Source organism: Streptomyces cylindrosporus (assembly GCF_022698165.1).
GTDB classification, from domain to species: Bacteria; Actinomycetota; Actinomycetes; order Streptomycetales; family Streptomycetaceae; genus Streptomyces; species Streptomyces cylindrosporus.
Map to the genome: position 1 here is coordinate 112,002 of NZ_JALDAY010000022.1, position 25,939 is coordinate 137,940.

Annotated in this window: 26 protein-coding genes; 6 read left to right on the forward strand and 20 right to left on the reverse strand. The window is 70.8% G+C overall.

Features of this window, described 5'->3' with window-relative positions:
* Both MQP27_RS48555 and MQP27_RS48560 read right to left on the reverse strand, forming a co-directional pair.
* On the reverse strand, positions 1-972 hold the full coding sequence (locus tag MQP27_RS48555) for a hypothetical protein (protein WP_242778198.1): 972 nt from the start codon (positions 970-972) through the stop codon (positions 1-3).
* On the reverse strand, positions 972-1,562 hold the full coding sequence (locus MQP27_RS48560) for an RNA polymerase sigma factor (RefSeq protein WP_242778201.1): 591 nt from the start codon (positions 1,560-1,562) through the stop codon (positions 972-974). The genes MQP27_RS48555 and MQP27_RS48560 overlap by 1 nt, the downstream gene beginning before the upstream one ends.
* A 320-nt stretch (positions 1,563-1,882) precedes the next feature.
* Between MQP27_RS48560 and MQP27_RS48565 the strand changes: the two genes are divergently transcribed.
* Positions 1,883-2,659 carry a DUF4253 domain-containing protein gene (locus tag MQP27_RS48565; RefSeq protein ID WP_242778204.1) on the forward strand — a complete coding sequence of 259 codons (777 nt, stop codon included), beginning with the start codon at positions 1,883-1,885 and terminating at the stop codon, positions 2,657-2,659.
* Here MQP27_RS48565 and MQP27_RS48570 read toward each other — a convergent pair.
* Both MQP27_RS48570 and MQP27_RS48575 read right to left on the reverse strand, forming a co-directional pair.
* Entirely contained in the window at positions 2,625-3,869 is a 1,245-nt protein-coding gene (locus tag MQP27_RS48570) for an aminotransferase-like domain-containing protein (protein WP_242778207.1), read from the reverse strand. The genes MQP27_RS48565 and MQP27_RS48570 overlap by 35 nt on opposite strands.
* Positions 3,870-3,996: 127 nt before the next feature.
* Entirely contained in the window at positions 3,997-4,899 is a 903-nt protein-coding gene (locus tag MQP27_RS48575; protein WP_242778210.1) for an SAM-dependent methyltransferase, read from the reverse strand.
* Between the two features lie 295 nt (positions 4,900-5,194).
* Here MQP27_RS48575 and MQP27_RS48580 point away from each other — a divergent pair, with 295 nt between their 5' ends.
* Entirely contained in the window at positions 5,195-5,392 is a 198-nt protein-coding gene (locus MQP27_RS48580; protein ID WP_242778213.1) for a hypothetical protein, read from the forward strand.
* Positions 5,393-5,430: 38 nt separating this feature from the next.
* Here MQP27_RS48580 and MQP27_RS48585 read toward each other — a convergent pair whose 3' ends face one another.
* Positions 5,431-5,802, reverse strand: coding sequence for a DUF805 domain-containing protein (locus MQP27_RS48585; RefSeq protein ID WP_242778216.1), 372 nt, complete (start codon positions 5,800-5,802; stop codon positions 5,431-5,433).
* A gap of 289 nt (positions 5,803-6,091) precedes the next feature.
* Complete coding sequence (gene hemB, locus MQP27_RS48590) at positions 6,092-7,084, reverse strand: porphobilinogen synthase (protein ID WP_242778219.1); 993 nt, start codon at positions 7,082-7,084, stop codon at positions 6,092-6,094.
* Between the two features lie 131 nt (positions 7,085-7,215).
* Here hemB and MQP27_RS48595 point away from each other — a divergent pair, with 131 nt between their 5' ends.
* Positions 7,216-8,619: an FAD-binding oxidoreductase gene (locus tag MQP27_RS48595; RefSeq protein ID WP_242778222.1), complete on the forward strand. Its 1,404-nt coding sequence runs from the start codon at positions 7,216-7,218 to the stop codon at positions 8,617-8,619.
* Between the two features lie 66 nt (positions 8,620-8,685).
* Here MQP27_RS48595 and MQP27_RS48600 read toward each other — a convergent pair whose 3' ends face one another.
* The 5 genes from MQP27_RS48600 to MQP27_RS48620 form a co-directional block, all read right to left on the reverse strand.
* A complete protein-coding gene (locus MQP27_RS48600; protein ID WP_242778225.1) occupies positions 8,686-10,389 on the reverse strand; it encodes a bifunctional uroporphyrinogen-III C-methyltransferase/uroporphyrinogen-III synthase in 1,704 nt (567 codons plus the stop codon).
* On the reverse strand, positions 10,386-11,345 hold the full coding sequence (gene hemC, locus MQP27_RS48605) for a hydroxymethylbilane synthase (protein WP_242778228.1): 960 nt from the start codon (positions 11,343-11,345) through the stop codon (positions 10,386-10,388). The genes MQP27_RS48600 and hemC overlap by 4 nt, the downstream gene beginning before the upstream one ends.
* Positions 11,342-13,096, reverse strand: coding sequence for a glutamyl-tRNA reductase (locus tag MQP27_RS48610; protein WP_242778232.1), 1,755 nt, complete (start codon positions 13,094-13,096; stop codon positions 11,342-11,344). Before MQP27_RS48610 ends, hemC begins: the two co-directional genes overlap by 4 nt.
* Positions 13,093-13,857, reverse strand: coding sequence for a redox-sensing transcriptional repressor Rex (locus MQP27_RS48615; RefSeq protein WP_242778234.1), 765 nt, complete (start codon positions 13,855-13,857; stop codon positions 13,093-13,095). The genes MQP27_RS48610 and MQP27_RS48615 overlap by 4 nt, the downstream gene beginning before the upstream one ends.
* A gap of 247 nt (positions 13,858-14,104) precedes the next feature.
* Positions 14,105-14,386 carry a glutaredoxin family protein gene (locus MQP27_RS48620; protein ID WP_242778238.1) on the reverse strand — a complete coding sequence of 94 codons (282 nt, stop codon included), beginning with the start codon at positions 14,384-14,386 and terminating at the stop codon, positions 14,105-14,107.
* A gap of 95 nt (positions 14,387-14,481) precedes the next feature.
* On the opposite strand from MQP27_RS48620, the gene MQP27_RS48625 reads away from it, so the two are divergent.
* The 3 genes from MQP27_RS48625 (at position 14,482) to MQP27_RS48635 (ending at position 17,975) form a co-directional block, all read left to right on the forward strand.
* Positions 14,482-15,393, forward strand: coding sequence for an HAD family hydrolase (locus MQP27_RS48625; protein WP_242778241.1), 912 nt, complete (start codon positions 14,482-14,484; stop codon positions 15,391-15,393).
* Positions 15,394-15,747: 354 nt separating this feature from the next.
* Positions 15,748-16,524: an ECF subfamily RNA polymerase sigma factor, BldN family gene (locus MQP27_RS48630; RefSeq protein ID WP_242778244.1), complete on the forward strand. Its 777-nt coding sequence runs from the start codon at positions 15,748-15,750 to the stop codon at positions 16,522-16,524.
* 233 nt (positions 16,525-16,757) lie between these two features.
* A complete protein-coding gene (locus MQP27_RS48635; protein ID WP_242778248.1) occupies positions 16,758-17,975 on the forward strand; it encodes a DUF5667 domain-containing protein in 1,218 nt (405 codons plus the stop codon).
* Positions 17,976-18,036: 61 nt separating this feature from the next.
* Here the strand turns inward: MQP27_RS48635 and MQP27_RS48640 are convergent, their stop codons facing one another.
* The 9 genes from MQP27_RS48640 to MQP27_RS48680 form a co-directional block, all read right to left on the reverse strand.
* The gene (locus MQP27_RS48640) at positions 18,037-19,089 is read right to left on the reverse strand and encodes a lysophospholipid acyltransferase family protein (protein WP_242778251.1); all 1,053 of its coding nucleotides are present in this window, start codon (positions 19,087-19,089) and stop codon (positions 18,037-18,039) included.
* Between the two features lie 14 nt (positions 19,090-19,103).
* Positions 19,104-20,165: an NAD-dependent epimerase/dehydratase family protein gene (locus tag MQP27_RS48645; protein ID WP_242778254.1), complete on the reverse strand. Its 1,062-nt coding sequence runs from the start codon at positions 20,163-20,165 to the stop codon at positions 19,104-19,106.
* Between the two features lie 259 nt (positions 20,166-20,424).
* A complete protein-coding gene (locus tag MQP27_RS48650) occupies positions 20,425-20,523 on the reverse strand; it encodes a 30S ribosomal protein bS22 (RefSeq protein ID WP_003948845.1) in 99 nt (32 codons plus the stop codon).
* A gap of 154 nt (positions 20,524-20,677) precedes the next feature.
* Positions 20,678-20,887 (reverse strand): helix-turn-helix domain-containing protein, encoded by a 210-nt coding sequence (locus MQP27_RS48655; protein WP_016437488.1) that lies wholly within the window; start codon positions 20,885-20,887, stop codon positions 20,678-20,680.
* 140 nt (positions 20,888-21,027) lie between these two features.
* Positions 21,028-21,843, reverse strand: coding sequence for a phosphatase (locus MQP27_RS48660; RefSeq protein ID WP_242778256.1), 816 nt, complete (start codon positions 21,841-21,843; stop codon positions 21,028-21,030).
* A gap of 91 nt (positions 21,844-21,934) precedes the next feature.
* Entirely contained in the window at positions 21,935-23,107 is a 1,173-nt protein-coding gene (locus tag MQP27_RS48665; RefSeq protein ID WP_242778260.1) for an acetoin utilization protein AcuC, read from the reverse strand.
* Positions 23,058-24,275 (reverse strand): MFS transporter, encoded by a 1,218-nt coding sequence (locus MQP27_RS48670; protein ID WP_242778263.1) that lies wholly within the window; start codon positions 24,273-24,275, stop codon positions 23,058-23,060. Before MQP27_RS48670 ends, MQP27_RS48665 begins: the two co-directional genes overlap by 50 nt.
* 150 nt (positions 24,276-24,425) lie before the next feature.
* Positions 24,426-25,163, reverse strand: a complete 738-nt coding sequence (locus MQP27_RS48675) for a VC0807 family protein (RefSeq protein ID WP_242778266.1) — start codon at positions 25,161-25,163, stop codon at positions 24,426-24,428.
* 69 nt (positions 25,164-25,232) lie between these two features.
* The gene (locus MQP27_RS48680; protein ID WP_242778269.1) at positions 25,233-25,877 is read right to left on the reverse strand and encodes an HAD family hydrolase; all 645 of its coding nucleotides are present in this window, start codon (positions 25,875-25,877) and stop codon (positions 25,233-25,235) included.
* Positions 25,878-25,939: the final 62 nt, after the last annotated feature.

The window sequence follows — 25,939 nt, forward strand, 5'->3', positions numbered from 1 at the left end:
TCAGCGGGGCGAGGTGACCCGGTGGTCCTTGCCGGTGGGCGGGGCTGCCCTGATGACGTAGACGCCCGAACCGGGCTCCAGCTCACGGGACTTGCCGCGAAGGGCGACCATGTCCGTGCCGGGGGGCCAACGGGTGCCGGTGTCGGACCACTGGATGCCGGTCAGGTCGACGTCCGTGAGGTCGACGTCGCCCAGGTCCGCTTCTGTGAAGTCGTCCAGCGCGCCGGCCAGGATGGCGGCGGCCAGGCCGTCGGGGTCGGGCAGCCCGAGCAGGCGGGCGACGGAGTCGGCGTGGGTGCGGGCGAGGAGGTCGGCGACGCCGATCGCGAGGTCCAGGTCCTGGTCGGTCAGCCGGTGATACGGATATCCAGTGCGAAGGGGAATGGCCCTGTTGATGTTGCGCGCGAGGCTCTCGGCAAGATCCCGATCAGCGTCCGGAAGCACCTGCCCGGAGCGACCGAGCTGGAAGGCGAGGCGTTTGGCGATGACGAGCACATCCCGGCGGCTGAGGTCGATGTTCTCTTCGTAGGCCTCCGCGACGGCATCGAAAACGCCCCCGGAACGCCTGTCGATGAAGCCCATCGCGACGGCCCGGTCCACGTCCTGCTCGAACTTCCAGTCGGGATCGCCTCCGGCAAGCCCCCTCCGACGTACGCGCACCAGCGCAAGCGCGCGTGCGAGGAGATCACCGAGGACGCAGGACACGACACCCGGCGCCCTCCGGTAGGCCAGTCGGCGGTCCGCGGCAATGGTCCACACGTCCGTCGCCGCGCTCGGCCGCCACACCCCCGTCACGGCCCGCAGCCCCGCCTCGACGTCCAGCACGTCCCCCAGCCCCCGCAGGAGATCGGTGTGCCGGTCGTGCAACCGTGCCTCCCGCAGCCCGGCCTCCACGTCGAGGAACCCGGACAGCCCCGAACTCACCTGCCTGTGTTCGCCGTTCAGCCACTCGTCGGCGGACTCCTCGGTCATCATCCCTCCCCCCGCGCGTCGAGGTACCGCGCCGCGGCCCGCCGGGCCTTGAGCAGATTCGCCCGCACCGTCGCCCCGTCGACGCCGAGCAGTTCACCGATGTCCGCCGGCGTCCAGCCGTCCAGGGTCAGGCCCAGCACCTGCCGCTGCCGGGCCGGCAGAGCGCTCAGCAGCCGTACGATCTCCCGCTCCTGCACCCACGCCTCCGCCTCCCCCAGCCGGCTCAGCACGGTCGTCGGCTCGGGCACCTCCCCCACCGGTTCCTCCTCCACGCGCACGGCGTGCCGGATGTAGGCCTGGTACGCGACCTTGTAGGCCCAGCTGCGGTGGAACCTGATCTCGGCCCACCTGCGGTACGCCTTGATCATCGTCTCCTGTGCGAGTTCTGCCGCGAGGTGGACCGGGGCGCCCTGATAGAGCAGGTACGTCGTCAGTCTCGTGAAGTAGGTGCGGTAGAAGCCGCTGAACTCGTCGTCCGGCGCCGGAGGCCGATGGTCGACCGGTGCGGGCACCGCCTCCGGGGCCGCGCCTCCGCCCACCGGCACCGCCACCAACGGGTCGTCCTCCTCGGGTGGCTCGGGATACCTCACACCGACCGCCTCTCGCATTCGCAGCCGGGGTGCGGCCGCCCGTCCCCCCGCCACCGCAGCCGTAACGCCAGGTGCGCCAGGGCGATCAGCTGAACCCCAAGGCCCGCGAAGGCGGTCAGTACCGACCCAAGAACCGGGTCCATCCGGCCCTCCTCTCTCCGAGTTCTCCGGGGTCTCGCTCCACGGCCGGCCCCTTCGTCCCCGAGAGCCGCTCAACGTGCCTCGCGTGAACCGCCGTTGGGTAAATTCCGGTGCCGGGCGGCGACGGCCGTGCCCCGTGCTGTCGGGGACTGTCAGTGGCCGGCCCTACAGTCGTCTCCATGGCGACACTTCCCAACCCGCTGCCGAGGATCGCGTCCCTCGGTCTGGACCTCCCGGCCGGGAGGCTCATCGACGCGACCGATGACGGGCCGTGGCACGAGCCGCTGCTGTGGCTGGCGGACGGGCCGGCGGCTGCGGGCGGCTGGTCGGCGACGGCGGAGGCGGCTCCGGCGGTCGGTCTGCTGCCCGTTCTGCTCGACGTGGGCGGGGGCCATGGCGGGCCGGAGGAGTGGGAGTTGATGCCCGGCGAGATGTCCTACCCGGGCGACCACGACGCCGAGGAGGTACTGGAGGACGCCTGGGACGAGTGCGCCGAGGAGGACGCGGACTGGCCCGGTCTCGCCGACACCCCGTACACCGAGACCGACTCCGAGCCCGACTCCGTCGCCTCCGACATCGTGGAGTCCCTCCTCGACGGCTCCGGCCCCCTCAAGGACCCCCGCCTCGCGCTCGTGCCCGCCCGCCGCAGCGCCGACATCCCCGCGGCGATCGGCTGGATGGGCCCGGCCAACCATGAGAGCGACACCGCGCGGCTGTCCGCCGTGCTCCGCTCCTGGGAGGACCGGTTCGGCATACGGGTCGTGGCGCTCGGCTTCGACCACCTGCTGGTGTCCGTCGCCCACCCGCCGACCACCCTCGCCGAGGCGCAGGCCGTGGCCGCGGAGCACTTCGCGTTCTGCCCGGACAACATCTGGCAGAGCTCGAACCCCACACTCACGGCGTACGCCGAAAGCCAGCTCCTCAACCAACCGGCCTGGCACTTCTGGTGGGACTGACGGGCCCGGGGGCCCCCAACCCCACCCCCAGCCTCCGCAACCCCTCCCCGATCTCCTCCGGCGTCTGGGTCACGAAGCACAGCCGCATCGTCGAGCGGTCCGGCTCAGCGGCGTAGAAGGGCGCTCCCGGGACGTACGCGACATCGTGCCGCACGACCTCCGCCAGCAGTGCCGTCGTGTCGTACGGCTCCGGAAGCCGGGCCCAGAGGAACATCCCGCCCTCCGGCCGCTCCCAGACCGAGCCCGCAGGCAGCGCGTCGGCCAGTCCCGTCAGCATCGCGTCCCGCCGCTCCCGGTAGGCCCCCGCGACCCGCGCGACATGCGCGTCGAGGTCCCGGTCGGCCAAGTACCGTGCCGCGGCGAGCTGGTTGACCGTCGGCGTGTGCAGATCCGCCGCCTGCTTGGCGACCGCGCAGGCCCGCCGCAGCCGCGCCGGCGCCCGCAGCCAGCCGAGCCGCAGCCCCGGCGCCATGACCTTGGAGAAGGAACCGAGCAGCACGGTCCGGTCCCGGGCCTCCTCGTAAGAGGCGATCCACGGCACCCGCTCCCCCTCGAAGCGCAGTTCGCCGTACGGGTCGTCCTCGACGATCCACAGCCCGCACCGCCCCGCCACCGCCGCGACCGCGGCCCTGCGCCCGGCGGACATCGTGCGGCCGGTGGGGTTCTGGAAGGTCGGCACGGTGTAGAGCAGCTTCGGCCGCTCCCGCACCACCAGTTCCTCCAGCGCCGCCGGGTCCACCCCGTCCGCGTCGCCCGGCACAGCCACGATCCGCGCGCCCGCGAGGGCGAAGGCCTGAAGTGCCGCCAGGTAGCAGGGACTTTCGACCAGAACCGTGTCGCCGGGTTCCAGCAGCGCGGTCGCGAGCAGCGAGAGCGCCTGCTGGGAGCCGGTGGTGACGAGGATGTCGTCGGCGTCCGTGGGCAGCCCGCGTGCCGTCGTCCGCTCCGCCAGGGCGGCCCGCAGCGCCGGCTCGCCCTCCGTCGTCGCGTACTGCAACGCCCGCGCGGGCGTCTCCGCCAGCACCGCCCGGAACGCCTCCGCGATCCCCTCCGCGTCGAACAGCTCCGGCGCCGGCAGCCCGCCCGCGAAGTTGATCACCTCGGGCCGGGCGGTGACAGCGAGGATGTCCCGTACCGGCGAACCCCCGACGGACCGGGCACGCGCGGCGAGCGGCGGGACGGGCACGAGGGCGGACGGCGCGACGGTCATGACGGCTCCTTAGGCGGCGGGACGGTCGGCGACCCGACTCGTGCCCGCAGCCTAAGGATGTACGTGCCGCCTACAAGCACCTTTCCGGGATACAGACGCCCGCCCCCTCCCGGACATCCCCACACGCTCAGGCCTTCGTGCCAATCGCCCCGTACACGTTGATGTCGTCGTCCGTCACGTCGTTGATGTCCCGGTAGCGGATCTTCTCGATGTCGTCGAGGCTCTCGAAGTACGCCTCGTCCACCGCGGGCGGGGCCGGCGCCGGGCCCGGGTGCCACAGGTGGGCCGGGACCACCCCGGGCTCGTCCAGCGTCAGGTCCGGCGTCTCGGTGTAGAACCGCTCGACCTCCGCCTTGGAGCGGAACACGAAGGTGAAACCGCGCTCGGTGTACGTCCGCTGGACCGCGCGGGTCGGCTCCGGGTGCATCTCGTCGGTGAGGTGGCTGAGCACCACCTGGCTCCCGGAGGGCAGCGCCGCCACCAGCTCGCGCACCAGCGGGTACGCCTCCTCGTCCTCGACGAAGTGCAGGATCGCGACGAGGAGCAGGGCGACCGGCTTGTCGAAGTCGAGGGTCTTGGCGGCCTCTTCGAGGATCTCGGCCGGGCGGCGCAGGTCCGCGTCGATGTAGTCGGTACGGCCCTCGTCGCTGCTGGTGAGCAGGGCGCGGGCGTGCGCCAGGACGACGGGGTCGTTGTCGACGTACACGATCCGTGACTCGGGGGCGATGGCCTGGGCGATCTGGTGGACGTTCTCCGCGGTGGGCAGCCCGGTGCCGATGTCGAGGAACTGCCGGATGCCCTGCTCCTGCGCCAGCCGGGTCACCGCGCGGCGCATGAAGTCGCGGTTGTGCCGCACGTCGAGGTAGCCGCGCGGGTTGGCGGCGAGCGCGGCGGCGGCCGCGGCGCGGTCCACGGGGTAGTTGTCCTTGCCGCCGAGGAAGACGTCGTAGACGCGGGCCGGATGTGCCTTCGTGGTGTCGATCCTCCCTCTCAGCAGCGCGGGGTCTTGGCTCAGAGCGTCACCGGGCACGGGCGTCTCCCTGGGAGAGTCGAGGCGGTCGTTCAGGCGGGTCGGTCAAGCGACAACAACGTAACTCCCGAGGGAAGTTGATGGTGCCCGAGCGGCGATCTCGCAGCTCCCGGACCACCCTCGGACCCGTACGGCGTCCCACGACCCGTCCCGGAGACGGCACATCCCCGCAGGTCAGACCCCATCCCGCCACCGCGCCGTCCCGAATCCCGCGCGAAGTGTGGCGCCCGGCGCCGATCACCGCCCAGGCTGGGCCCGTCGCCCCAGTCCAGCCGTCCACGGAAGGCCCACCACCATGCCCGCCCGAGCCGACCGCGCCCGTCGTCACCTCGTCGCCGCCGCTCTCGCGGTGCTCACCGCCCTGACCCTCGCGGGCTGCCAGGACGGCACGGGCGTACGCGACGAGGGCCCGGCGACGAGCCACGCCCTGCCCGCCCCGGCCGGGGGCCTCGTACACGCGGACCAGGACACGCAGAGGCCGCCCGGTCAGTGACCGGGCGGCCTCGAAACGCGGTGATCAGCCCGAGGCGATCAGCCGGCGTACGCCGGAGCCGCTTCCTTCGGGTTCGGGCCGTACTGGTTCGGGCCCGGCTGGCTGTCGGAGACGGCGAAGACCAGCAGGGTGATCGGGCCGACGATCGGGACGATGCCGAACAGCAGCCACCAGCCGGAGCGGCCGGTGTCGTGCAGGCGGCGGACGCCGACGGCCAGGCTGGGGATCAGGATGCCCAGGTAGAAGATGCCCACGAGGGCGAAGAGCGCCGCGGTCTTGGTGGCGAGGGCGAGAACCATCAGCACCACGTAGACGATGCCGACGAACAGCGCGAAGTTCCAGTACTCCTTGCGGCGCGAGCGCCCGCTGAACACCGCGTACTTCTTCAGCGCCTCGATGAACCAGCTCATTGCGTCCCCCTGGGATCGACGTTCAGACCGTTCCGGAACGGATCAGGCCAGGCGCAGAAGGTAGGGACGATGACAAGAACTCGTCAATTCGGGGTGTACAGCGCACGGGTTGAGCGATTTCCGGACAGATCCACCGCAGAGGGGACCCAAACGCAGGTCGGACAACGCGCGTTCACGGCACCGAGTTGCTTCCGTTGCCGAACCGAACACGTTCCGATGCGGGTCGGTGTCCGATTCGACGCCGGTTCTATCCCATTCCGTTGCCCAACTGCCCCACCCGCAACGGCAGTCAGCGCAGCTTCTGCGCCACCTCGGTGGCCCAGTAGGTGAGGATGTTCTGCGCGCCGGCCCGCTTGATGCCGGTGAGGGCCTCCAGGATCGCCTTGTCCCGGTCGATCCAGCCCTTCTCGGCGGCGGCCTCGATCATCGAGTACTCACCCGAGATCTGGTACGCGGCCACCGGCACGTCCACCGCCTCCGCGACCCGCGCGAGGATGTCGAGGTAGGGCCCGGCCGGCTTCACCATCACCATGTCGGCCCCCTCCTCCAGGTCGAGGGCCAGCTCGCGCAGCGACTCCCGGGCGTTGGCCGGATCCTGCTGGTACGTCTTCCGGTCACCCTTGAGCGAGGAGGCGACGGCCTCCCGGAAGGGCCCGAAGAAGGCGGAGGCGTACTTGACGGTGTACGCGAGGATCGCGACGTCCTCCCGGCCGATCTGGTCGAGCGCGTCCCGGATGACCCCGATCTGCCCGTCCATCATGCCGCTGGGCCCCACCACATGGGCGCCCGCGTCGGCCTGCACCTGGGCCATCTCGGCGTACCGCTCCAGGGTCGCGTCGTTGTCGACCCGGCCCTCGGCGTCCAGCACCCCGCAGTGCCCGTGATCGGTGGTCTCGTCCAGACACAGGTCGGACATGACGAGCAGGTCGTCGCCCACCTCGGCCCGCACGTCGCGGATCGCGACCTGCAGAATCCCGTCCGGATCGGTCCCGGGGGTCCCGAGGGCGTCCTTCTTCTCCTCCTCCGGCACCCCGAAGAGCATGATCCCGGAGATCCCGGCCTCGACGGCCTCCGCGGCGGCCTTCTTCAGACTGTCCCGGCTGTGCTGCACGACCCCGGGCATCGCCGAGATCGGCACCGGCTCGCTGACGCCCTCGCGCACGAACGCCGGGAGGATGAAGTCCGCCGGGTGCAGCCGGGTCTCGGCGACCATGCGGCGCATGACGGGGGTGGTTCGCAGCCGCCGGGGCCGCGTGCCGGGGAAGGATCCGTACTTCGTCATGCCACCTACGCTACGCCCGGCTCAGGGGCACCTTTGCCGACGTCCCGTCGGAGGCCCCGGCTCCGTCATGCGCCCCGTACGCCCCGGGTTCATCCTGGAAGGACCAGCCCCGGGCGCCCCGGGAGGACGCGATGACCGCCACCCACCACACCCCCGACCTGTCCGCCCTGTCCACGATCCGGGGGCCCGTCCTGCGCCCCGGCGAGCCGGACTACGAGGCCGAGGTCACCGGCTTCAACCTCGCCGCCCGCCACACGCCGGACGTCGTGGTGGGCGCGACCGGCGCCGACGACATCGTCACGGCGATGCGCTGGGCGTCGGCCACGCACACCCCCGTGGCGGTCCAGGCAACGGGCCACGGCGCCAACTTCCCCATAGACACCGGCCTGTTGATCACCACGGCCCGCATGACGGACGTACACATGGATCCCACCGACCGCACCGCCACGGTCGCGGCCGGCGCGAGGTGGCGCCACGTCCTGGACGCGGCCGCTCCGCACGGCCTGGCCGCACTCAACGGCTCCTCCACGGACGCCGGAGTCGTCGGCTACACGCTGGGCGGCGGCCTCCCGGTCCTGGGCCGCACGTACGGCTACGCGGCGGACCGGGTCCGCTCCTTCCGGCTGGTCACCCCGAACGGCAAGCTCCTCACGGTGGACGCGGACACCGAACCCAACCTCTTCTGGGCCCTGCGAGGCGGCAAGGGCAACGTCGGCATCGTCACCGAGATGACCTTCGACCTCCTCCCCCTGTCCACGCTCCTGGGCGGCGGCATCTACTACCCCGGCGAACACGCGGAAGCGGTGCTCCGCACCTGGGCGGACTGGACGACGACGCTCCCCACGGAGATGTGCAGCGCCTACACCCTGCTCCGCCTCCCCCCGATCCCCCAGATCCCGGAACCCCTGCGCGGCGGCTTCTGGGCCCGGGTGGCCGTGGCCTGGACCGGCGACCGCGAACAGGGCGAGGCCCTGCTGGCCCCCGTCCGCGCGGCGGCGCCGATCACGATCGACATGGTGGAGGAGATGCCGTACGCGGCGGTGGACCGCATCTACATGGACCCGCAGGACCCGCTCCCGGCGAGAGAGGCCTGCACACTGCTGCGCGCGCTCCCCCAGGAGGCCCTGTCGGCCTTCCTCGCCCAGGCAGGCCCATCGGCAGCCCCCGACTACCCGCTCCTCCTGGTGGAACTCCGCCACATGGGCGGCGAACTATCCCGCCCGGCCCCCGTGGAGGACGCGATCTGCGCGAGGGACGCCAGCTATGTCCTGGAAACGGTGGGCCTACTGGCAGGCCCCGAAGCGGCAGCGTCGGTGGAAGCGGCCACGACAGCCCTCCACTCGACACTGACCCCGTACGGCACGGGCCACACGATGGTCAACCTGCACGGCACGCCGGGCGACGAGAAGGACAGGGCGAGGGCGTGGACGGAGGAGGTGTACACCCGCCTGAGCCGGACGAAGTCGACGTACGACCCGGAGAACCTGCTGCGCTATGGACACACGGTAGGCGCATCCAGCCCGTCCGGCGTTTGAGGACGAGGCCGAAGGCCGATGGGGGTCTGGGGGCGCAGCCCCCAGGGCCGCGCACCCCCACACACCTCAGGTCGTACGACGACGCCTGGCCCCCGGCCGCCTCTCACTCGGCCGCGTAACCGGATCCCCCGCCTCCAGCGCCGCGGCCCTCCTCCGCAACCCGAAGTCGGCCAGCGCCTCCGCCAGCTTGTGCACGGACGGCTCCGGAGCCATCACGTCCACCCGCAGCCCGTGCTCCTCGGCCGTCTTGGCCGTGGCGGGACCAATGCACGCGATCACGGTCACGTTGTGCGGCTTCCCGGCGATACCCACCAGGTTCCGCACGGTCGACGACGACGTGAAGAGAACGGCGTCGAAGCCACCCCCCTTGATCGCCTCCCGCGTCTCGGCCGGCGGCGGCGACGCCCGCACGGTGCGGTAGGCCGTGACGTCGTCCACCTCCCACCCGAGCTCGATCAGCCCGGCGACCAGCGTCTCCGTGGCGATGTCGGCCCGCGGCAGGAACACCCGGTCGATCGGGTCGAAGACGGGGTCGTACGGCGGCCAGTCCTCCAGCAGCCCGGCGGCGGACTGCTCACCGCTCGGCACCAGATCCGGCTTCACACCGAAGGCGACCAGCGCCTTCGCGGTCTGCTCGCCCACCGCCGCGACCTTGATGCCGGCGAAGGCCCGCGCATCGAGCCCGTACTCCTCGAACTTCTCCCGTACGGCCTTCACCGCGTTGACCGAGGTGAACGCGATCCACTCGTAGCGCCCGGTCACGAGCCCCTTCACGGCCCGCTCCATCTGCTGGGGCGTGCGCGGCGGCTCGACGGCGATCGTCGGCACCTCGTGCGGCACGGCCCCGTACGACCGCAACTGGTCGGAGAGCGACGCCGCCTGCTCCTTCGTACGCGGTACGAGCACCTTCCAGCCGAACAGCGGCTTGGACTCGAACCACGACAGCTGGTCGCGCTGGGCGGCGGCGGAACGCTCACCGACCACGGCTATCACCGGCCGGCCGCCCTCGGGCGAGGGCAGCACCTTCGCCTGCTTCAGCGTCTGCGCGATGGTGCCGAGCGTCGCGGTCCAGGTCCGCTGACGAGTGGTCGTACCAGCCACCGTCACGGTCATCGGCGTATCGGGCTTGCGCCCGGCCGACACCAGCTCACCGGCGGCCGAGCCGACGGAGTCGAGCGTCGTGGAGACGACGACCGTCCCGTCCGAGGCCCCGACCTCGGTCCAGCACCGGTCCGAGGCGGTACGGGCGTCCACGAACCGGACGTCCGCGCCCTCGGCGTCCCGCAGCGGGACACCGGCGTACGCGGGCACGCCGACGGCCGCGGCCACACCCGGCACGACCTCGAAGGGCACGCCCCCGCGAACGCAGGCGAGCATCTCCTCGGCGGCGTAAGCGTCCAGGCCAGGGTCCCCTGACACCGCACGGACGACCCGCCTGCCGCCCCGCGCGGCCTCCATGACAAGATGTGCGGCATCCCGTACCGCGGGGACCCCAACGGTTGTTGACGCGCCGTCAACAACCGCCAGCTGAGGTGTGCCCGGGCCCGGCAGCGGGTCCGAAGAAGGACCCCCGTCCGTGTGCACCTCGGCGACGCCTTGTCTGGCGTGCTTGCGCACCACGTCGAGCACGTCGTGCTCGGCGACCAGTACGTCCGCGTTCGCCAGCGCCTCCACGGCGCGCAGAGTCAGCAGTCCCGGATCCCCGGGTCCGGCACCCAGGAAGGTGACGTGCCCGTGATCGAGGCCGGCGGGAAGGGTGGTGGGGCTCAATGTGCTCGCTCCCCCATCAGACCGGCCGCGCCCTGGGCAAGCATCTCGGCAGCGAGTTCACGGCCGAGCGCCATTGCTTGGTCGTACGTCTCGGGCACGGGACCGGTGGTGGACAACTGCACCGTGCGCGAACCGTCGGTCGTGCCGACTATCCCGCGCAGGCGCATTTCCTTGACAATCTGCCCGTCGGCCAGCAAGTCGGCCAGCGCGCCCACAGGGGCGCTGCAACCGGCTTCCAGGGCGGCGAGCAGTGACCGCTCGGCGGTCACGGCGGCCCGCGTGAACGGGTCGTCGAGCTCGCCGAGCGCCGCGATCAGGTCCGCGTTGTCCGCGGCACACTCGATCGCCAGTGCCCCCTGGCCGGGGGCGGGCAAAACGGTGTCGACCGACAGGAAGTCGGTCACGTCGTCGATCCGCCCGAGGCGGCTGAGTCCGGCGGCGGCGAGGACGACGGCGTCGAGCTCGCCCTCCCGCACGTATCCGATCCGGGTGTCGACGTTCCCGCGGATCGGCACGGTCTCGATGTCCAGCCCGTGGCCGCGCGCATACGCGTTCAGCTGGGCCGTCCGCCGCGGCGAACCGGTCCCGATCCGCGCCCCGCGGGGCAGGTCGGTGAACTTCAGCGCGTCCCGGGCGACGATGACGTCCCTCGGGTCCTCGCGCACCGGTACGGCGGCCAGGGCCAGCTCCTCGGGCTGCTCGGTGGGCAGGTCCTTGAGCGAATGAACCGCGAAGTCGACCTCACCCCGGAGCAGCGCGTCCCGCAGCGCGGTCACGAACACACCCGTGCCGCCGATCTGCGCGAGGTGCTCGCGCGAGGTGTCGCCGTACGTCGTGATCTCGACGAGCTCCACGGGCCGTCCGGTCACCTGGCTCACGGCGTCCGCCACTTGCCCGGACTGGGCCATGGCGAGTCTGCTCCGCCTGGTCCCGAGCCTCAGTGCCTTGTCAGTCATGCTGGCCCTCGGTTCTTGCTGTTCTCAGATTCATCGTCGGCGCGCTCGGCCCGGGAGACGGCGGCCACCGCTTCCTGGTCGAGGTCGAACAGGGTCCGCAGGGCATCCGCGTACCCCGCTCCGCCCGGTTCGGCCGCGAGCTGCTTGACCCGCACGGTCGGCGCGTGCAGCAGCTTGTCGACCACACGCTTCACGGTCTGCGTGATCTCCGCCCGGTGCTTGTCGTCGAGGCCGGGCAGCCGCCCTTCGAGCCGCGCGATCTCGCCGGCCACCACGTCGGCGGCCATGGTCCGCAGGGCCACGACGGTGGGCGTGATGTGCGCGGCCCGGAGCGCGGCCCCGAACGCGGCGACCTCGTCGGCGACGATCCGCCGTACCTGGTCGACATCGGCAGCCATGGGCGCGTCCGCAGAGGCCTCCGCCAGGGACTCGATGTCGACGAGCCGCACCCCGGCCTGCCGATGCACGGCGGCGTCGATGTCCCGGGGCATGGCGAGGTCGAGCAGGAAGAGCACGGGCGCGGGCCGCGACGCTTCGACGACAGCCTCGGGCTTACGACGCTCAGGGATCCGCATCCCGGAGGAGGCGAGCGCGGCAAGCGCGGCGATGGCGTCGGCGTCGTCCGTGACGGGACTGGACGTCTGCGGCCGAGGAGCGTTCTCGACCCAGGCGGCATGCTGCTCAAGCTCAGCGGCCCCCATGCCGGCAACGGCAGCTTCCCCGAGCACGGAGAAACCGGCGGTGGCGGAGAGGGAGGGCAAGTCGAGGGGACAGTTCTCTTCAGGCTCCGCCAAGCCGCGGGCAGTCGTGCCGCCTGGGGCGGCACGGGTGGGCGCGGGCGGCACCCCGTCAGCGCCGGGCTGCGCGACCCACCCCCGGCCCGCACCAACGTCCGGCACGCCCTCGACCAACCGCCCTGACACAGCCGTACCGACAGCCTCAGCGGTCAACACAAGCCCCGTCGCCCCCGTACAAGACACCACAACATCGGCACGTGTCAGCTCGCCCGGCACCGCGTCCATCGGTACCGCGCGGGCCACCACGTCCAGGTCCCCGGCGTCGTTCAGGATCTCGGCAAGCCGCTCGGCCCGCTCAGCGGTCCGGTTGGCGACGACGACCTCACCGACCCCGGCCCGCGCAAGCGTCGCCGCGGCCAGGGACGACATCGACCCGGCCCCGATGACGACCGCGGTCTTCCCGCGGGCCCAGTCCTCCACGGACCCGCCGGCCGCCAGCTGCTGCAGCCCGAACGTGACCAGCGACTGCCCGGCCCGGTCGATCCCGGTCTCGGAGTGAGCGCGCTTGCCGACCCGCAGCGCCTGCTGGAAGAGGTCGTTCAGCAGCCGCCCGGCGGTGTGCAGGTACTGCGCCCTGGCGAGGGAGTCCTTGATCTGCCCGAGGATCTGCCCCTCGCCGACGACCATCGAGTCGAGCCCGCAGGCCACCGAGAAGAGATGGTGGACGGCCCGGTCCTCGTAGTGCACGTACAGATACGGGGTCAGCTCGTCCAGCCCCACCCCGCTGTGCTGGGCGAGCAGCGTGGACAGCTCGGCGACACCGGCGTGGAACTTGTCCACGTCGGCGTACAGCTCGATGCGGTTGCAGGTGGCGAGCACCGCCGCCTCGGTGGCGGGCTCCGCGGCGACCGTGTCCTGGACCAGCTTGACCTGGGCGTCCGCGTGCAGCGCGGCCCGTTCCAGAACGCTGACCGGGGCGCTGCGGTGGCTCAGCCCGACGACGAGGAGACTCATGCCGGCATCACGGCGGGTACGTCCCCGTCGGGTCCCTGCTCGGCGGAGTCCGTGCGCGTGGCTGCGGCCGGCCCGCCGCCGTCGGCGGCCGCGTGCTCCTCACCGGCCTTGCGCTGCTCGTGGAAGGCGAGGATCTGCAACTCGATCGACAGATCCACCTTGCGTACGTCGACACCATCCGGGACGGACAGCACGGTCGGCGCGAAGTTCAGGATGGAGGTGACCCCGGCGGCCACGAGCCGGTCACAGACGGGCTGGGCGGCACCGGCGGGCGTGGCGATGACGCCGATGCTCACGCCGTTGTCCTCGATGATCTTTTCCAGGTCGTCGCTGTGCTGCACGGGGATCCCGGCGACGGGCTTTCCGGCCATCGCCGGATCGGCGTCGATGAGGGCGGCGACCCGGAAGCCACGGGAGGCGAACCCGCCGTAATTGGCCAGGGCGGCGCCGAGGTTACCGATGCCGACGATCACAACCGGCCAGTCCTGGGTGAGCCCGAGCTCACGCGAGATCTGGTAGACGAGATACTCGACGTCGTAGCCGACACCGCGCGTTCCGTAGGAGCCCAGGTACGAGAAATCCTTGCGCAGCTTCGCGGAGTTGACCCCCGCGGCGGCGGCCAGCTCCTCGGAGGAGACCGTGGGTACCGAGCGCTCCGAGAGTGCGGTCAGCGCGCGGAGGTACAGCGGAAGCCTGGCGACGGTGGCCTCGGGAATCCCTCGGCTACGGGTCGCCGGTCGGTGAGTTCGGCCAGTTGCCACGGTGCTCCTGCGGGTAGAGCGGGGCTGTAGGCGGTCACACGTACCCAGACCGCCCCGTCGACAGCAGGCTATGTCTTTGTGAACGCGTGCACAAAGATGGTGTCCGATTTGCCCGGCCAACGTGACCGGGGTCACGCACACGCGTCCCAGGCGCATCCCAGGGGGCAAAACCGCCACACTCCTTGTGAATCCCGCCCCCGAGACCAGACCGCCATCGATCCTAAGCGACTTCCCAGGCGTCTCTGTACTACTCGGTCAGTTCCTTGCGGAGGCGAACCTCGTCCACCTTCCAGAAGGTGTGCTGACGGCCGTCGACGAGAACGACCGGAATCTGCTCCCAGTACTGCTCGTGCAGTTCCGGGTCCTGGGTGATGTCCTTCTTCTCCCAGGGGACGCCGAGTTCGTCACACACCTTCTCGACGACGAGCTGCGCGTCCTCGCACAGATGGCAGTCGGGCTTGCCGATGAGGGTGACCAGCCGGTCCCGCGGAGCCGGCTTGCGTCGGAAGAGGGGGCTCATGCCGGCCATTGTCCCTCTTGTTTAACGGGCCGGTCGCGGAGAGTTCACAGCCTTCAAACCTCGTGCGTCTGGAGGCACCGAACAAACTGGCTATGCTCACGGACATGGCCGCTCTCGGATGGCTCACTCCCCGTAGGCGCTCCGCCACGGCGCGGAGCGTGTTGGCAGGCGAGGCCTCGGCGGAGGCCGCGCGCAAGTCCTCGCGGGACGTCCCCCCGGAGGAACCGGAGTTCCCGGTGCTCGGTGACGACAAGGCCGCCGCCTTCTTCGACCTGGACAACACCGTGATGCAGGGCGCGTCCCTGTTCCACTTCGGCCGCGGCCTGTACAAGCGGAAGTTCTTCGAGACCCGCGACCTGGCGCGGTTCGCCTGGCAGCAGGCGTACTTCCGGCTGGCCGGCTCCGAGGACCCCGAGCACATGCAGGAGGCCCGGGACTCGGCCCTCTCCATCGTCAAGGGCCACCGCGTCGCCGAACTCCAGTCGATCGGCGAGGAGATCTACGACGAGTACATGGCCGAGCGCATCTGGCCCGGCACCCGGGCCCTCGCCCAGGCCCACCTGGACGCGGGCCAGAAGGTGTGGTTGGTCACAGCGGCCCCGGTGGAGATCGCCACGGTGATCGCCCGCCGCCTCGGCCTGACCGGCGCCCTGGGCACGGTCGCGGAGTCGGTCGACGGCGTCTACACGGGCAAGCTGGTGGGCGAGCCCCTGCACGGCCCCGCGAAGGCGGAGGCGGTCCGGGCCCTGGCCGCGGCGGAGGGCCTCGACCTCTCCCGCTGCGCGGCCTACAGCGACAGCCACAACGACATCCCCATGCTCTCCCTGGTCGGCCACCCCTACGCGATCAACCCGGACACCAAGCTCCGCAAACACGCCCGCAACCTGGACTGGCGCCTGCGGGACTACAGGACGGGCAGGAAGGCCGCGAAGGTCGGCATCCCCGCGGCGGCGGGGGTAGGAGCGGTGGCGGGCGGCACAGCGGCCGCGATCGCAATCAGCCGACGGCGCCGATAAGCGCCCCTTCAGGGGCGCGGGGAACTGCGCGCTCAGCCACAACCGACGCGCACCCAAAACTCAAGACGTACCCCCCAACCGTGTCGGCCAGTCCTCTTGTCGGCGCACAGCCACAACACGCCCTGTTCCCACACCCAACCCGAACCTTTTCGATCAACAACCGGTCACTCTCCGGTACTTGATCGCACGCCATTCGGTTACAGAAGCGACGTAATCGATGATTTGAGCAACTGGGTGTAGCAGCGCCTGCACGAAGCGTTATTCTCCTCAGACGCAAACCGGTACCCCTCCGTCGCTACGACGGGTGAACGGTCCCGCACTGCACGTGATGGAAGCTCTGCCTCTGGGAGTCCCGTGTACCCACACGTCGGGGTTGACGCCTCGGGCCTGGCTACGCTGCGCGCAACGGTCCAACAACTGTTGCGCGACTTCGTCCCCACCGCGTACGCCGTCCCCGCACTCGCGGTAGCCACCGCACCGGCCGGCCCGTGCTACGCGCTTGCCGACGGCACCGCAGCCGTCGGCAGACGGGGCCGTACCGCGGCCGGTGCCACAACCGCGCGCCGCCCGGCCGCGGACAGCGACAGCGCCCGGATGATGGACCTCGTCGAGCGGGCCCAGGCCGGCGAGGCCGACGCGTTCGGGCGGCTCTACGACCAGTACAGCGACACCGTCTACCGGTACATCTATTACCGCGTGGGCGGAAAGGCCACCGCCGAGGACCTCACGAGCGAGACCTTTCTGCGGGCGCTCCGAAGGATCGGCACCTTCACCTGGCAGGGCCGCGACTTCGGCGCCTGGCTCGTGACCATCGCCCGCAACCTCGTGGCCGACCACTTCAAGTCGAGCCGCTTCCGGCTGGAGGTCACCACCGGCGAGATGCTCGACGCCAACGAGGTCGAGCGCTCCCCGGAGGACTCCGTGCTGGAGTCCCTCTCCAACGCCGCGCTCCTCGAGGCCGTCCGCCGCCTCAACCCGCAGCAGCAGGAGTGCGTCACCCTCCGGTTCCTCCAGGGCCTGTCCGTCGCCGAGACCGCCCGCGTGATGGGCAAGAACGAGGGCGCCATCAAGACCCTGCAGTACCGCGCCGTGCGCACCCTCGCCCGGCTCCTCCCGGACGACGCCCGCTGAACCGGCACCCTGTGTGACGCCCAACTAGCCCTCAGTGAAAGTCCGTTGACTCCCCGATCCGATCATCCGTCGTCCGTAACCCAAGTGCCGCGCCGCTCGTTGTGCGGGATGCAGGCTCCCTGTGGTCACTCCCTGGCCGACTCCGATCACACGATCGTGTGGTTGTGGTCAGGGTGTGCAACCCTCAGGACCCCCTGGGGAGTCGACCGTCATGACGAGAGGAGGTGCCGCCTGTGATCGCGAACGTATCGGCCCACCGGCGGGCGAACGCCTTCGCCCAGGCCCTGGACGAGCAGCCCGACCGGGACACGGCGGCCGAGCAGTCCGAAGGACCCCCACCGCAGGCGGCCCGGACCGAGCAGGCCGAGCTGTTGAACCTGGTGGTGGACCTCGGCGAGCTGCCCAAGCCGGAGCTGGACCCCGAGGTCAAGGTCGTCCAACGGGCCCAGCTGGTGGCCGCGTTCGAGGCCATGCTCCAGGAGGGCACCGGTGGCGAGGCGGCGGACCCGTCGGTACCGGAGCAGCGCTCCCACCGTGCCCGGGGCGGCGCGCACCGGGCGAGCCCGTTGGGCAAGCTGCGACCCCGGTCCCGGCTGACCAAGGGCCTCGCCGCGGGCGGACTCAGCGTCGGCGTCGCGGCCGGCGCCTTCGGCGGAGTCGCCGCCGCCAGCTCGGACGCGCTGCCCGGTGACTCGCTGTACGGCCTCAAGCGCGGCATCGAGGACTTCAAGCTCAACTACCTCTCCGACGGGGACGACGAGCGCGGTGTGGCCTACCTCGACCAGGCCTCCACCCGCCTCGGCGAGGCCCGCCGGCTGATGGAGCGCGACCGCGGCGGCCACCTCGACCACGAGTCCCTCGGCGAGATCCGCCGCGCCCTCTTCGGCATGCAGCACGACGCCACCGAGGGCCACCGCCTGCTGCACGAGGCGTACGAGCGGGACCCGCACTCGCTGGGCCCCATCCAGGCCCTCTCCGCCTTCTCCCGCTCGCACCGCGAGGCCTGGGGCGCCCTGCGCGACCGCCTCCCCGTCCAGCTCGGGGACGTCAGCGAGCAGGTGTCCTCGGTGTTCGACGCCATAGACGAAGAGGTCGCCCCGCTTCAGTCCCTGCTCCCCCAGCCCCCGGCCCAGGGCGGCGGCAGCGGCAGGAGCGGTTCGGGTACGGCGTCCACGGGCACCTCGGGCACCGGGCACGGCTCGACCCAGCCGAGCACCGGCGACGGCACCTCGCAGGGCGGCCACTCGGCGGGCCCCAGCAAGTCGGCGTCCAGCGGCGACGGCCTGCTCGGCGGCAACACCGGAGGCCTCCTCGACCCGCCGAAGGACAGCGGCACCGCCTCCCCGTCCGCGAGCAAGTCCCCGAGCACCAACCCGGACGTGACGCTCCCGCCCCTCCTCCCGGGCCTGCTCCCGGGCCTGGGAATCAACGGCGAGGACGCGAGCTCGTAGGAGCGATACGGCAGTGGGGGCGCCCTTCTCAGGAAGGGCGCCCCCACCGTCGTAAACCCCGCTAGAAGAACACCGACCGCCGCTGCACCAGCAACTTGTACAGCGTGTGCTGAATCTGCTCCCGTACCTGGTCGGTCAGGTTGAACATCAGCATCGGGTCCTCGGCCGCCTCCGGTGGGTAGCCGTCCGTGAGGATCGGTTCGCCGAACTGGATCGTCCACTTCGTCGGGAGCGGGATCGCGCCCAGCGGGCCCAGCCACGGGAAGGTCGGGGTCAGCGGGAAGTACGGGAAGCCCAGGACGCGCGCCAGGGTCTTCGCGTTGCCGATCATCGGGTAGATCTCCTCCGCGCCCACGATCGAGCACGGGATGATCGGAGCGCCCTTGCGCAGGGCCGTCGAGACGAAGCCGCCGCGGCCGAAGCGCTGGAGCTTGTAGCGCTCCGAGAAGGGCTTGCCGATGCCCTTGAAGCCCTCCGGCATCACACCCACCAGCTCGCCCTGGCCGAGCAGGCGCTCGGCGTCCTCCGCGCAGGCCAGGGTGTGGCCCAGCTTGCGGGCCAGCTCGTTGACCACCGGCAGCATGAAGACCAGGTCCGCGGCGAGCAACCTGAGATGTCGGCCCGTGGGGTGGTGGTCGTGCACGGCGACCTGCATCATCAGACCGTCCAGCGGGAGCGTCCCGGAGTGGTTGGCGACGATCAGCGCGCCACCCTCCGTCGGGATGTTCTCGACGCCCTTCACCTCGACCCGGAAGTACTTCTCGTACACCGGCCGCAGCACGGACATCAGGACCTGGTCGGTCAGCTCCTCGTCGTAACCGAAGTCGTCGACCTCGTAGTCGCCCGTCAGGCGGCGGCGCAGGAAGTCGAGGCCGCTCGCGAGGCGCCGCTCCAGGCCGCCGTCCTCCCGCGGCTTCTCGGGCTGCTGTTCCTCACGCGTCACGGGAACATCATCCTGCGCCGACGCCCTGCTGGGCAGGGGCTGGACCTCTCCGACCAGCGCGGGCTCGGTGGTCTTGCGTCGGCTCCCCGCGCCCCGGCGCCGCGCGGGCCGCTGTACGGCACTTCCGCGGGACCGGTCGTCGTCGAACGGAATGACCTTGGCATCCGCCATCGTTGATGCGCTCCTCAGTTGGCGCTCTGCGTCGGGGGGTGGCCGCCGCCCAGGACGGGCAGCGCGGCGATCCGGTCGACGGCCGCCGCGAGGGCCTCCGGGGGCAGGAGGCCGGGACCCCGGCTGTGCGCGAAGTCCGCGAAGGTCTCCGCGGTCGTGTACTTCGGCCGGAATCCGAGCGTCTCGCGCATCTGGGCCGTCGCCACGACCCTGCCGTGGGTCAGCAGCCGGATCTGCTCGGGGGAGAAGTCGGTCACGCCCAGCGTACGCACCAGCGAGCCCGCCCAGTTGACGGCCGGCAGCAGCAGCGGCACGGTCGGCTTGCCGAGCCGACGCGAACACTGGGACAGCAGCAGCACCCCGTCCCCGGCGATGTTGAAGGTGCCGCTGTTGAGGGTGCCCCGCTCCGGCTCGTGCGAGGCGATCCGCAGCACCTCGTTCACGTCGTCCTCGTGCACGAACTGCAGCCGCGGGTCGTAGCCGAACACGGTCGGCAGCACCGGCAGCGCGAAGTAGGAGGCGAGCGGGGTGTCCGCCGAGGGCCCCAGGATGTTGGCGAACCTGAGCACGCACACGGCGACATCCGGCCGCCGCCGCGCGAACCCCCGCACATAGCCCTCGACCTCGACGGTGTCCTTCGCGAAGCCGCCGCTGGGCAGCGACTTGGGCGGGGTCGTCTCGGTGAACACGGCGGGGTCCCGCGGCGCGGACCCGTACACGTTCGTACTGGACTTCACGACCAGCCGCTTCACCGTCGGCGACTTCTGGCAGGCGCCGAGCAGCTGCATCGTGCCGATGACGTTGGTCTCCTTGACCGTGGTCCGGCTGCCGCTGCCGAGCGCCATCGCCGTCACATCGAGGTGTACGACCGTGTCGGCGCCCGTCTCGGCGAGCACCCGCGCGATGGTGGGCTGCCGGATGTCGGCCTGGATGAAGTCGGCGCCGCCCAGGTGGTGCTCGGGTGGGACCGCGTCCACGGCGATGACCCGGTCCACCTGCGGGTCACGCTGGATCCGTCGTACGAACCGGCCCCCCAGCCTGCGGGCCACTCCGGTCACGAGCACGACCTTGCCCAAGATCAGCGCCTTCCTTCCAGCCGACGTGCGGCCGTCGTATGCCCTCGTAGCGTGCCGCGTTCCCCGTGTGCGGCCAACTTAGCGGGTCGATGTTGCGCTGTGATGACCGCCCAATGCACGAAGTCACGACATCCACAGACGTATGAACAGACCAAGCCATGTGAAACCCGTGCGTAGGCACGGCGCGCCGGGTCCGGATATGCGTGTGGCCCCCCAACCAGTCCGGTGGGGGGCCACAAACACGCTCTTACGGCGTCGCTTACTTCTTGTTGCGACGCTGAACGCGCGTGCGCTTGAGCAGCTTGCGGTGCTTCTTCTTAGCCATCCGCTTGCGCCGCTTCTTGATAACAGAGCCCACGACTACCCTCGCTCACTTCTCATCACTCGGTGTTTGGGCGCCATGGGCCCATACGACCTACGAGGGGCCAGCCTACCCGCCCGAGCGCTGAGGTCGTAATCGAGGATGCCGGGGGAGATCCACTAGTGCCCTGAGGATCCCCCCGCGACGGCCGTCAGGCGGTTTCCACCCCCACGTAACTCTCGCGGAGGTACTCGTGAACCGCGTTCTCGGGGACGCGGAAGGACCGCCCCACCCTGATCGCGGGCAGATGACCGCTGTGCACCAACCGGTACACGGTCATCTTCGACACTCGCATCACCGAGGCGACCTCCGCCACGGTAAGGAACTGAACCTCGCTCAGAGGCCTCTGCTCAGCAGCCATGACACACCTGAACCTTCCGCACTCGACGGCCACCGGCTTCCCCTTCCGGTGACTCTTCGTCGCTGCGTGCTCACTCCCCAATGTAGGGGCGGGTGATGCGAGTGGGGAAGAGGTGCACCCATCGCATGCCCATCACTGGCCTACTGTGACAGACACGCTCGATTGAGTACGTAGCGGGTAAGCGGCCGGTAGTAATCAGACCGCACAGCGTCATCAAGTGGAACGACGACGGACACGGACCCCTCGGCCTCCCCCACGAAGAGCGCGGGGTCGTCCGTATCGGCCAGCCCAATGGCCTCGAACCCCAGCTGACCTGCTCCGCAGACCCAGCCGTGATCCCCGACCACCAGCTCCGGAAGCGGTCCGCCGGCGTCGGCCGCCGCCGCCAGGGCGAGCCGAACCGGGAGCGGTGAGTGCGTGTGCGCGCCGGTCGCACCACCGGGGCGAGGCGCCCCCGGTTCTCGCAGGAGCGCGACTCCTTGTACGTAGTCAAGGTTGTACGTGCGTAGGCCGAACCGGGTCGTTATGTCGACACAGTGACCATGCGCCGGTGTGAGGACGGTACATCCCGCCGCCGACAGCGCGTCCGCCAAGGCGGCGTAGAAGCCGAGCAGGCGGTGCGGATGGCCGGTGCCGAGGAGTACAGGGGCGCTGCGCTGGGCGGCTGCCGCCAGGCGCTCCGCGAAGGCATCCAGGGCGGTCAACGTCCGCTCGGGATCGATCACATCATGGCCTGAGACATGCTGCGGATCGGCCGAAACCCCGCACTTGTCCGCCATCAATCCGATCAAATCCCGGGGCCGCCATGTCCATTCGGGATCGAGTCCGATCAGCACGCGCGGATCGCGGGCCGCGAAGAGCCGGTAGCTGCGGAGGCTCTCCTCACGCGAGGTGGCCACCGGCCCGGCGAGCCGGGCGGCCAGCAGATGGGCGCGCAGCGCTCCGGTGCTCAACACGTCTGCGATGGTGGCCGACGGGGCCGGGGACGGCCACAGGAACGGGCGAACACCGCACAGTTGGCGTAACGGACCCCGTAGCTCTCGTCGGCTATGCGAGCAGCCCGCGCAGCGGGAACACCGCCCGCCGCGTCGCCAGTACCGCCTGGTCGAGCCGGTCGGCGGGGTCGTAACCCGCCTCCCACCCGGCGTACTCCACCGGCCACCGCCCGTCCGTCATCCGGGCGGGCGCCAACTGCCGTGTCCGCGCGAAGACTTCCTGCCGCCAGCCCTCCGGGATCATCGTCTCCGGGGCGATCTCCCGCCCGGCCGCGATCGCCACCAGGTGGGTCCACGACCGCGGCACGACCTCCACCACGGCGTAACCGCCGCCGCCCAGCGCGATCCACTTCCCGTCGGCGTGCTCGTGCGCCAGCTCGTGACAGGCGACCTGCACGGCCCGCTGCGCGTCCAGCGACACGGCCAGGTGCGCGAGCGGGTCCTCGAAGTGGGTGTCGGCCCCGTGCTGCGTCACCAGCACCTGCGGCCGGAAATCGGCGATCAGTTCCGGTACGACGGCGTGGAAGGCCCGCAGCCACCCCGCGTCCCCGGTCCCGGCCGGCAGCGCGAGGTTCACGGCCGACCCCTCCGCCGCGTCGGCGCCCGTCTCCTCCGGCCACCCCGTCTGCGGGAACAGCGTCCGCGGATGCTCGTGCAGGGAGATCGTCAGAACCCGCGGATCCTCCCAGAAGGCCGCCTGCACGCCGTCCCCGTGATGCACGTCGACGTCGATGTACGCGACCCGCTCGGCGCCGAGCTCCAGCAGCCGCGCGATGGCGAGCGAGGCGTCGTTGTAGATGCAGAACCCGGACGCGCCGCCCGGCATGGCATGGTGCAGCCCGCCGGCGAAGTTCACGGCGTGCAGCGCCTCGCCGCGCCACACGGCCTCCGCGGCCCCCACGGACTGCCCCGCGATCATCGCGGACACGTCATGCATGCCGGCGAACGCGGGATCGTCGATCGTCCCGATCCCGTACGCCCCCCGGGCCGCCCCGGGATCCGCCGAGGCCGCCTTCACGGCCTCGATGTAGTCCTCCCGGTGGACCAGCCGCAGCGTCGAGTCCCCGGCCGGCTTCGCCGCGACCACGTCGACGTCCTTGTCGAGCCCGAAGGCGTCGACGAGTCGCCTGGTCAGGGCGAGCCGGACCGGATCCATCGGGTGGTCCGGACCGAAGTCATAGCCCGTTACTGCCTCGTCCCACATCAGCTGTGCGCGGCCGCTCATGCCCGCCACCGTATCGGTCCGGTTGAGGAGCGAACGAGCGGGCGTAGAAGAGCGTCACCAGCACCAGGGCCATCGGCACGAGCATCGCCCCGCGATAGCTCCACGCGTCGCCCAGCGCCCCGACCAAGGGAGAACCGATCAGGAACCCGACGTAATTGAAGACGTTCAGTCGCGCGATGGCCGAGTCCGAGGCCCCCGGGAACAACCGCCCCGCCGCCGCGAAGGTCTGCGGCACCAGCACACACAGCCCCAGCCCCAGCAACGTGAACCCGAGCATCCCGACCCACGCCCCCGGAGCCAGCGCCACCACCGCGAACCCGAGCGCCGCCACCAGCGCCCCCAGCCGTACGACGGTCACGGCCCCGAGCCGCCGCACCCCCGAGTCCCCGAGCGACCGGCCGAGGAGCGTGGTCACCATGTACACGTTGTACGGCACGGTCGACAGCTGCTCGGAACTTCCCAGGGTGTCCTTCAGGTACTTGGCACTCCAGTTGGAGACGGTCGAGTCCCCGATGTACGCGAAGGTCATCACCAGACACAGCGGCAGCAGCAGCTTGAAGACGACGGTCCCGCCCTCGCTCGTCCCTTCGTCCGCGGCCTCCGCCGGAGAACCCCCGTCGACGTACCACCGGCTCCCGATCAGCGTGGCCGGCAGCAGCACCGCGACGACCGGCAGATACGACACCCACAGCGCGAGATGCCAGTGCGCCCCGACCCAGGCCAGCGAGGCGCCCACGATCCCGCCCAGGCTGAACACGGCATGGAAGCTGAGCATGATGCTCCGCCCGTACGCCCGCTGAAGGCTCACCCCGAGCATGTTCATGGAGGCGTCCAGCGCCCCCACCGCCAGCCCGAACGCCGCGAGCGCGATCCCCAGCTCGACCATCGAGTCCCCGGCCCCGACGCCGAGCAGCGCCAGGAGTACGACGGGCTGGGCGCACCGCAGCAGCGTGCTGGGCCGTATCCGCTTCACCAGCTGCTCGGTCGTCACGCTGCCGACACCGGCCAGGATGGGTACGGCGGCCAGGAAGGCGGGCAGCAGCCCGTCGGAGACGCCGTACCGGTCCTGGATGGCCGGAATGCGGGTCACCAGAAGGGCGAAGGTGGCGCCCTGAGCGAAGAAGCTGAACGCCAAAGAGGCCCTACCGCGCCGCAGCACATCTGTCATGGCGGCGAGCGTAGGGCCCCTGGCTACCTGTGGGTAGATCCGGCCAAAGATGAATTTCCTTCAGCTTTACTTTCCGGGTCGGTGGCCGGGGCGCTTGGCCGGTCATGGGCCGGGGTGCGTCCGCGGTCACTGACCGGAGTGCCGCCCCGGTCAGGCGGCGACGGTGACCTCGGCCCTGGCGGCCGCCTCGTGGGCCTCCGCCTCGGCGCGGACCATCTCCTCCATCGGGCCGGCGGCCAGCCCACCGCTGATGACGAAGGTCAGCGCCATCACGCCGATCATCATGACCCCGCCGAGCCAGACCATGGTGTCCACGGGGATGGTGTACGCCCCCACGACCCGGGCCACGCACTCGGCGAGCAGCGCCACGCCCCACACCACCGAGAAGACCCGCTCCTTGCGCAGGAAGTCCGCCGAGGCCGCCGCCCGCCCCGACGCCAGCCGCTGCCACGCGGCCTCCTTCGCCGGGTTGCCCTTCACCAGGAAGGGCTTCATGCCGGCGGTCATCATCGGCCGGCCGAGCGCCACGGAGACGAGGATGCCGATGCCGACGGTGCTGCTGACCGCGCCGTCCTTGGCGAGCATCAGCCGCGGGTCGCCGGAGAGGAAGCTCAGCAGCAGCGAGACCACGTTGACCGCGAGGATCAGCCCCGCCAGCGCGTTCGCCCGGCGCTCCTTCACCAGGCTCCACACGGTCCGCGCCGCCGGGACGACGCTGCTCCAGGCGAGCGCCGCGAAGGTGCTCATCCCGAAGGCGTCCTTGAACAGGTAGTACGCACCGAGGGGAACCGCCACGTCCACGATCAGCGGACGGAAGTTGTCGAGCGCGCTGGGGGTCTGGGTGGTCTGGTTGCTGCTCTGGCCCTGGGACACCGTGTTCGTCGTCATGCCCTCAGCTTCGCGTCCGGCACCCGGTCGGCAGTAGAAACGATCGTCCGGAGCTCCGCATGACAAATGTCAGTGCAGCAGCCCTGACAACTCCCCCATGGAGGAGAACAGTTGAGTGGCCCCCACGAGCCGCTCAGCAGGCGTCATGGCCGTGAACCCGTAGACGTCCATCCCGGCCGCGACGGCCGCCTGCACCCCCAGCGGCGAGTCCTCTACGACCACACACCGCTCGGGCGCGACCCCCATCCGCTCAGCCGCGTACAGGAACAGATCGGGGGCCGGCTTCCCGCGCCCCACATCCTCCGAACTGAAGATCCGCTCCTCCCCGAACCACCGGTCCAGCCCCGTCGTCCGATGCCCCACCCGAATCCGCGCATGACTCCCGGAGGAGGCGACACAGTACGACATCCCGTCCGCCGCCAGCTCCTCCAGTACGTCGGTGGCCCCGGCCACAGGCTTCAACTCCCGCTCGAACGCGGCGAACACCCGCGCATGAAAGACATCGTCGAAGTCCTCCGGCAACCGCTGCCCGGTCCGCTTCTCCACCAGATCGTGTACGCGGTGCATGGCGGCGCCCATGTAGTCGCGCAGGGAGTCCTCGTAGGAGGTGGGATGCCCGAGCTCGGTGAGGTAGGCGGCGAGGAGCCGGTTGGAGATCGGCTCGCTGTCGACGAGGACACCGTCGTTGTCGAAGATCACGAGGTCGTAGCGCATGTTGTTGAGCATAAACGCAAAAAGGCCCACACCATTTCTGGTGTGGGCCTTTCGCACAATCT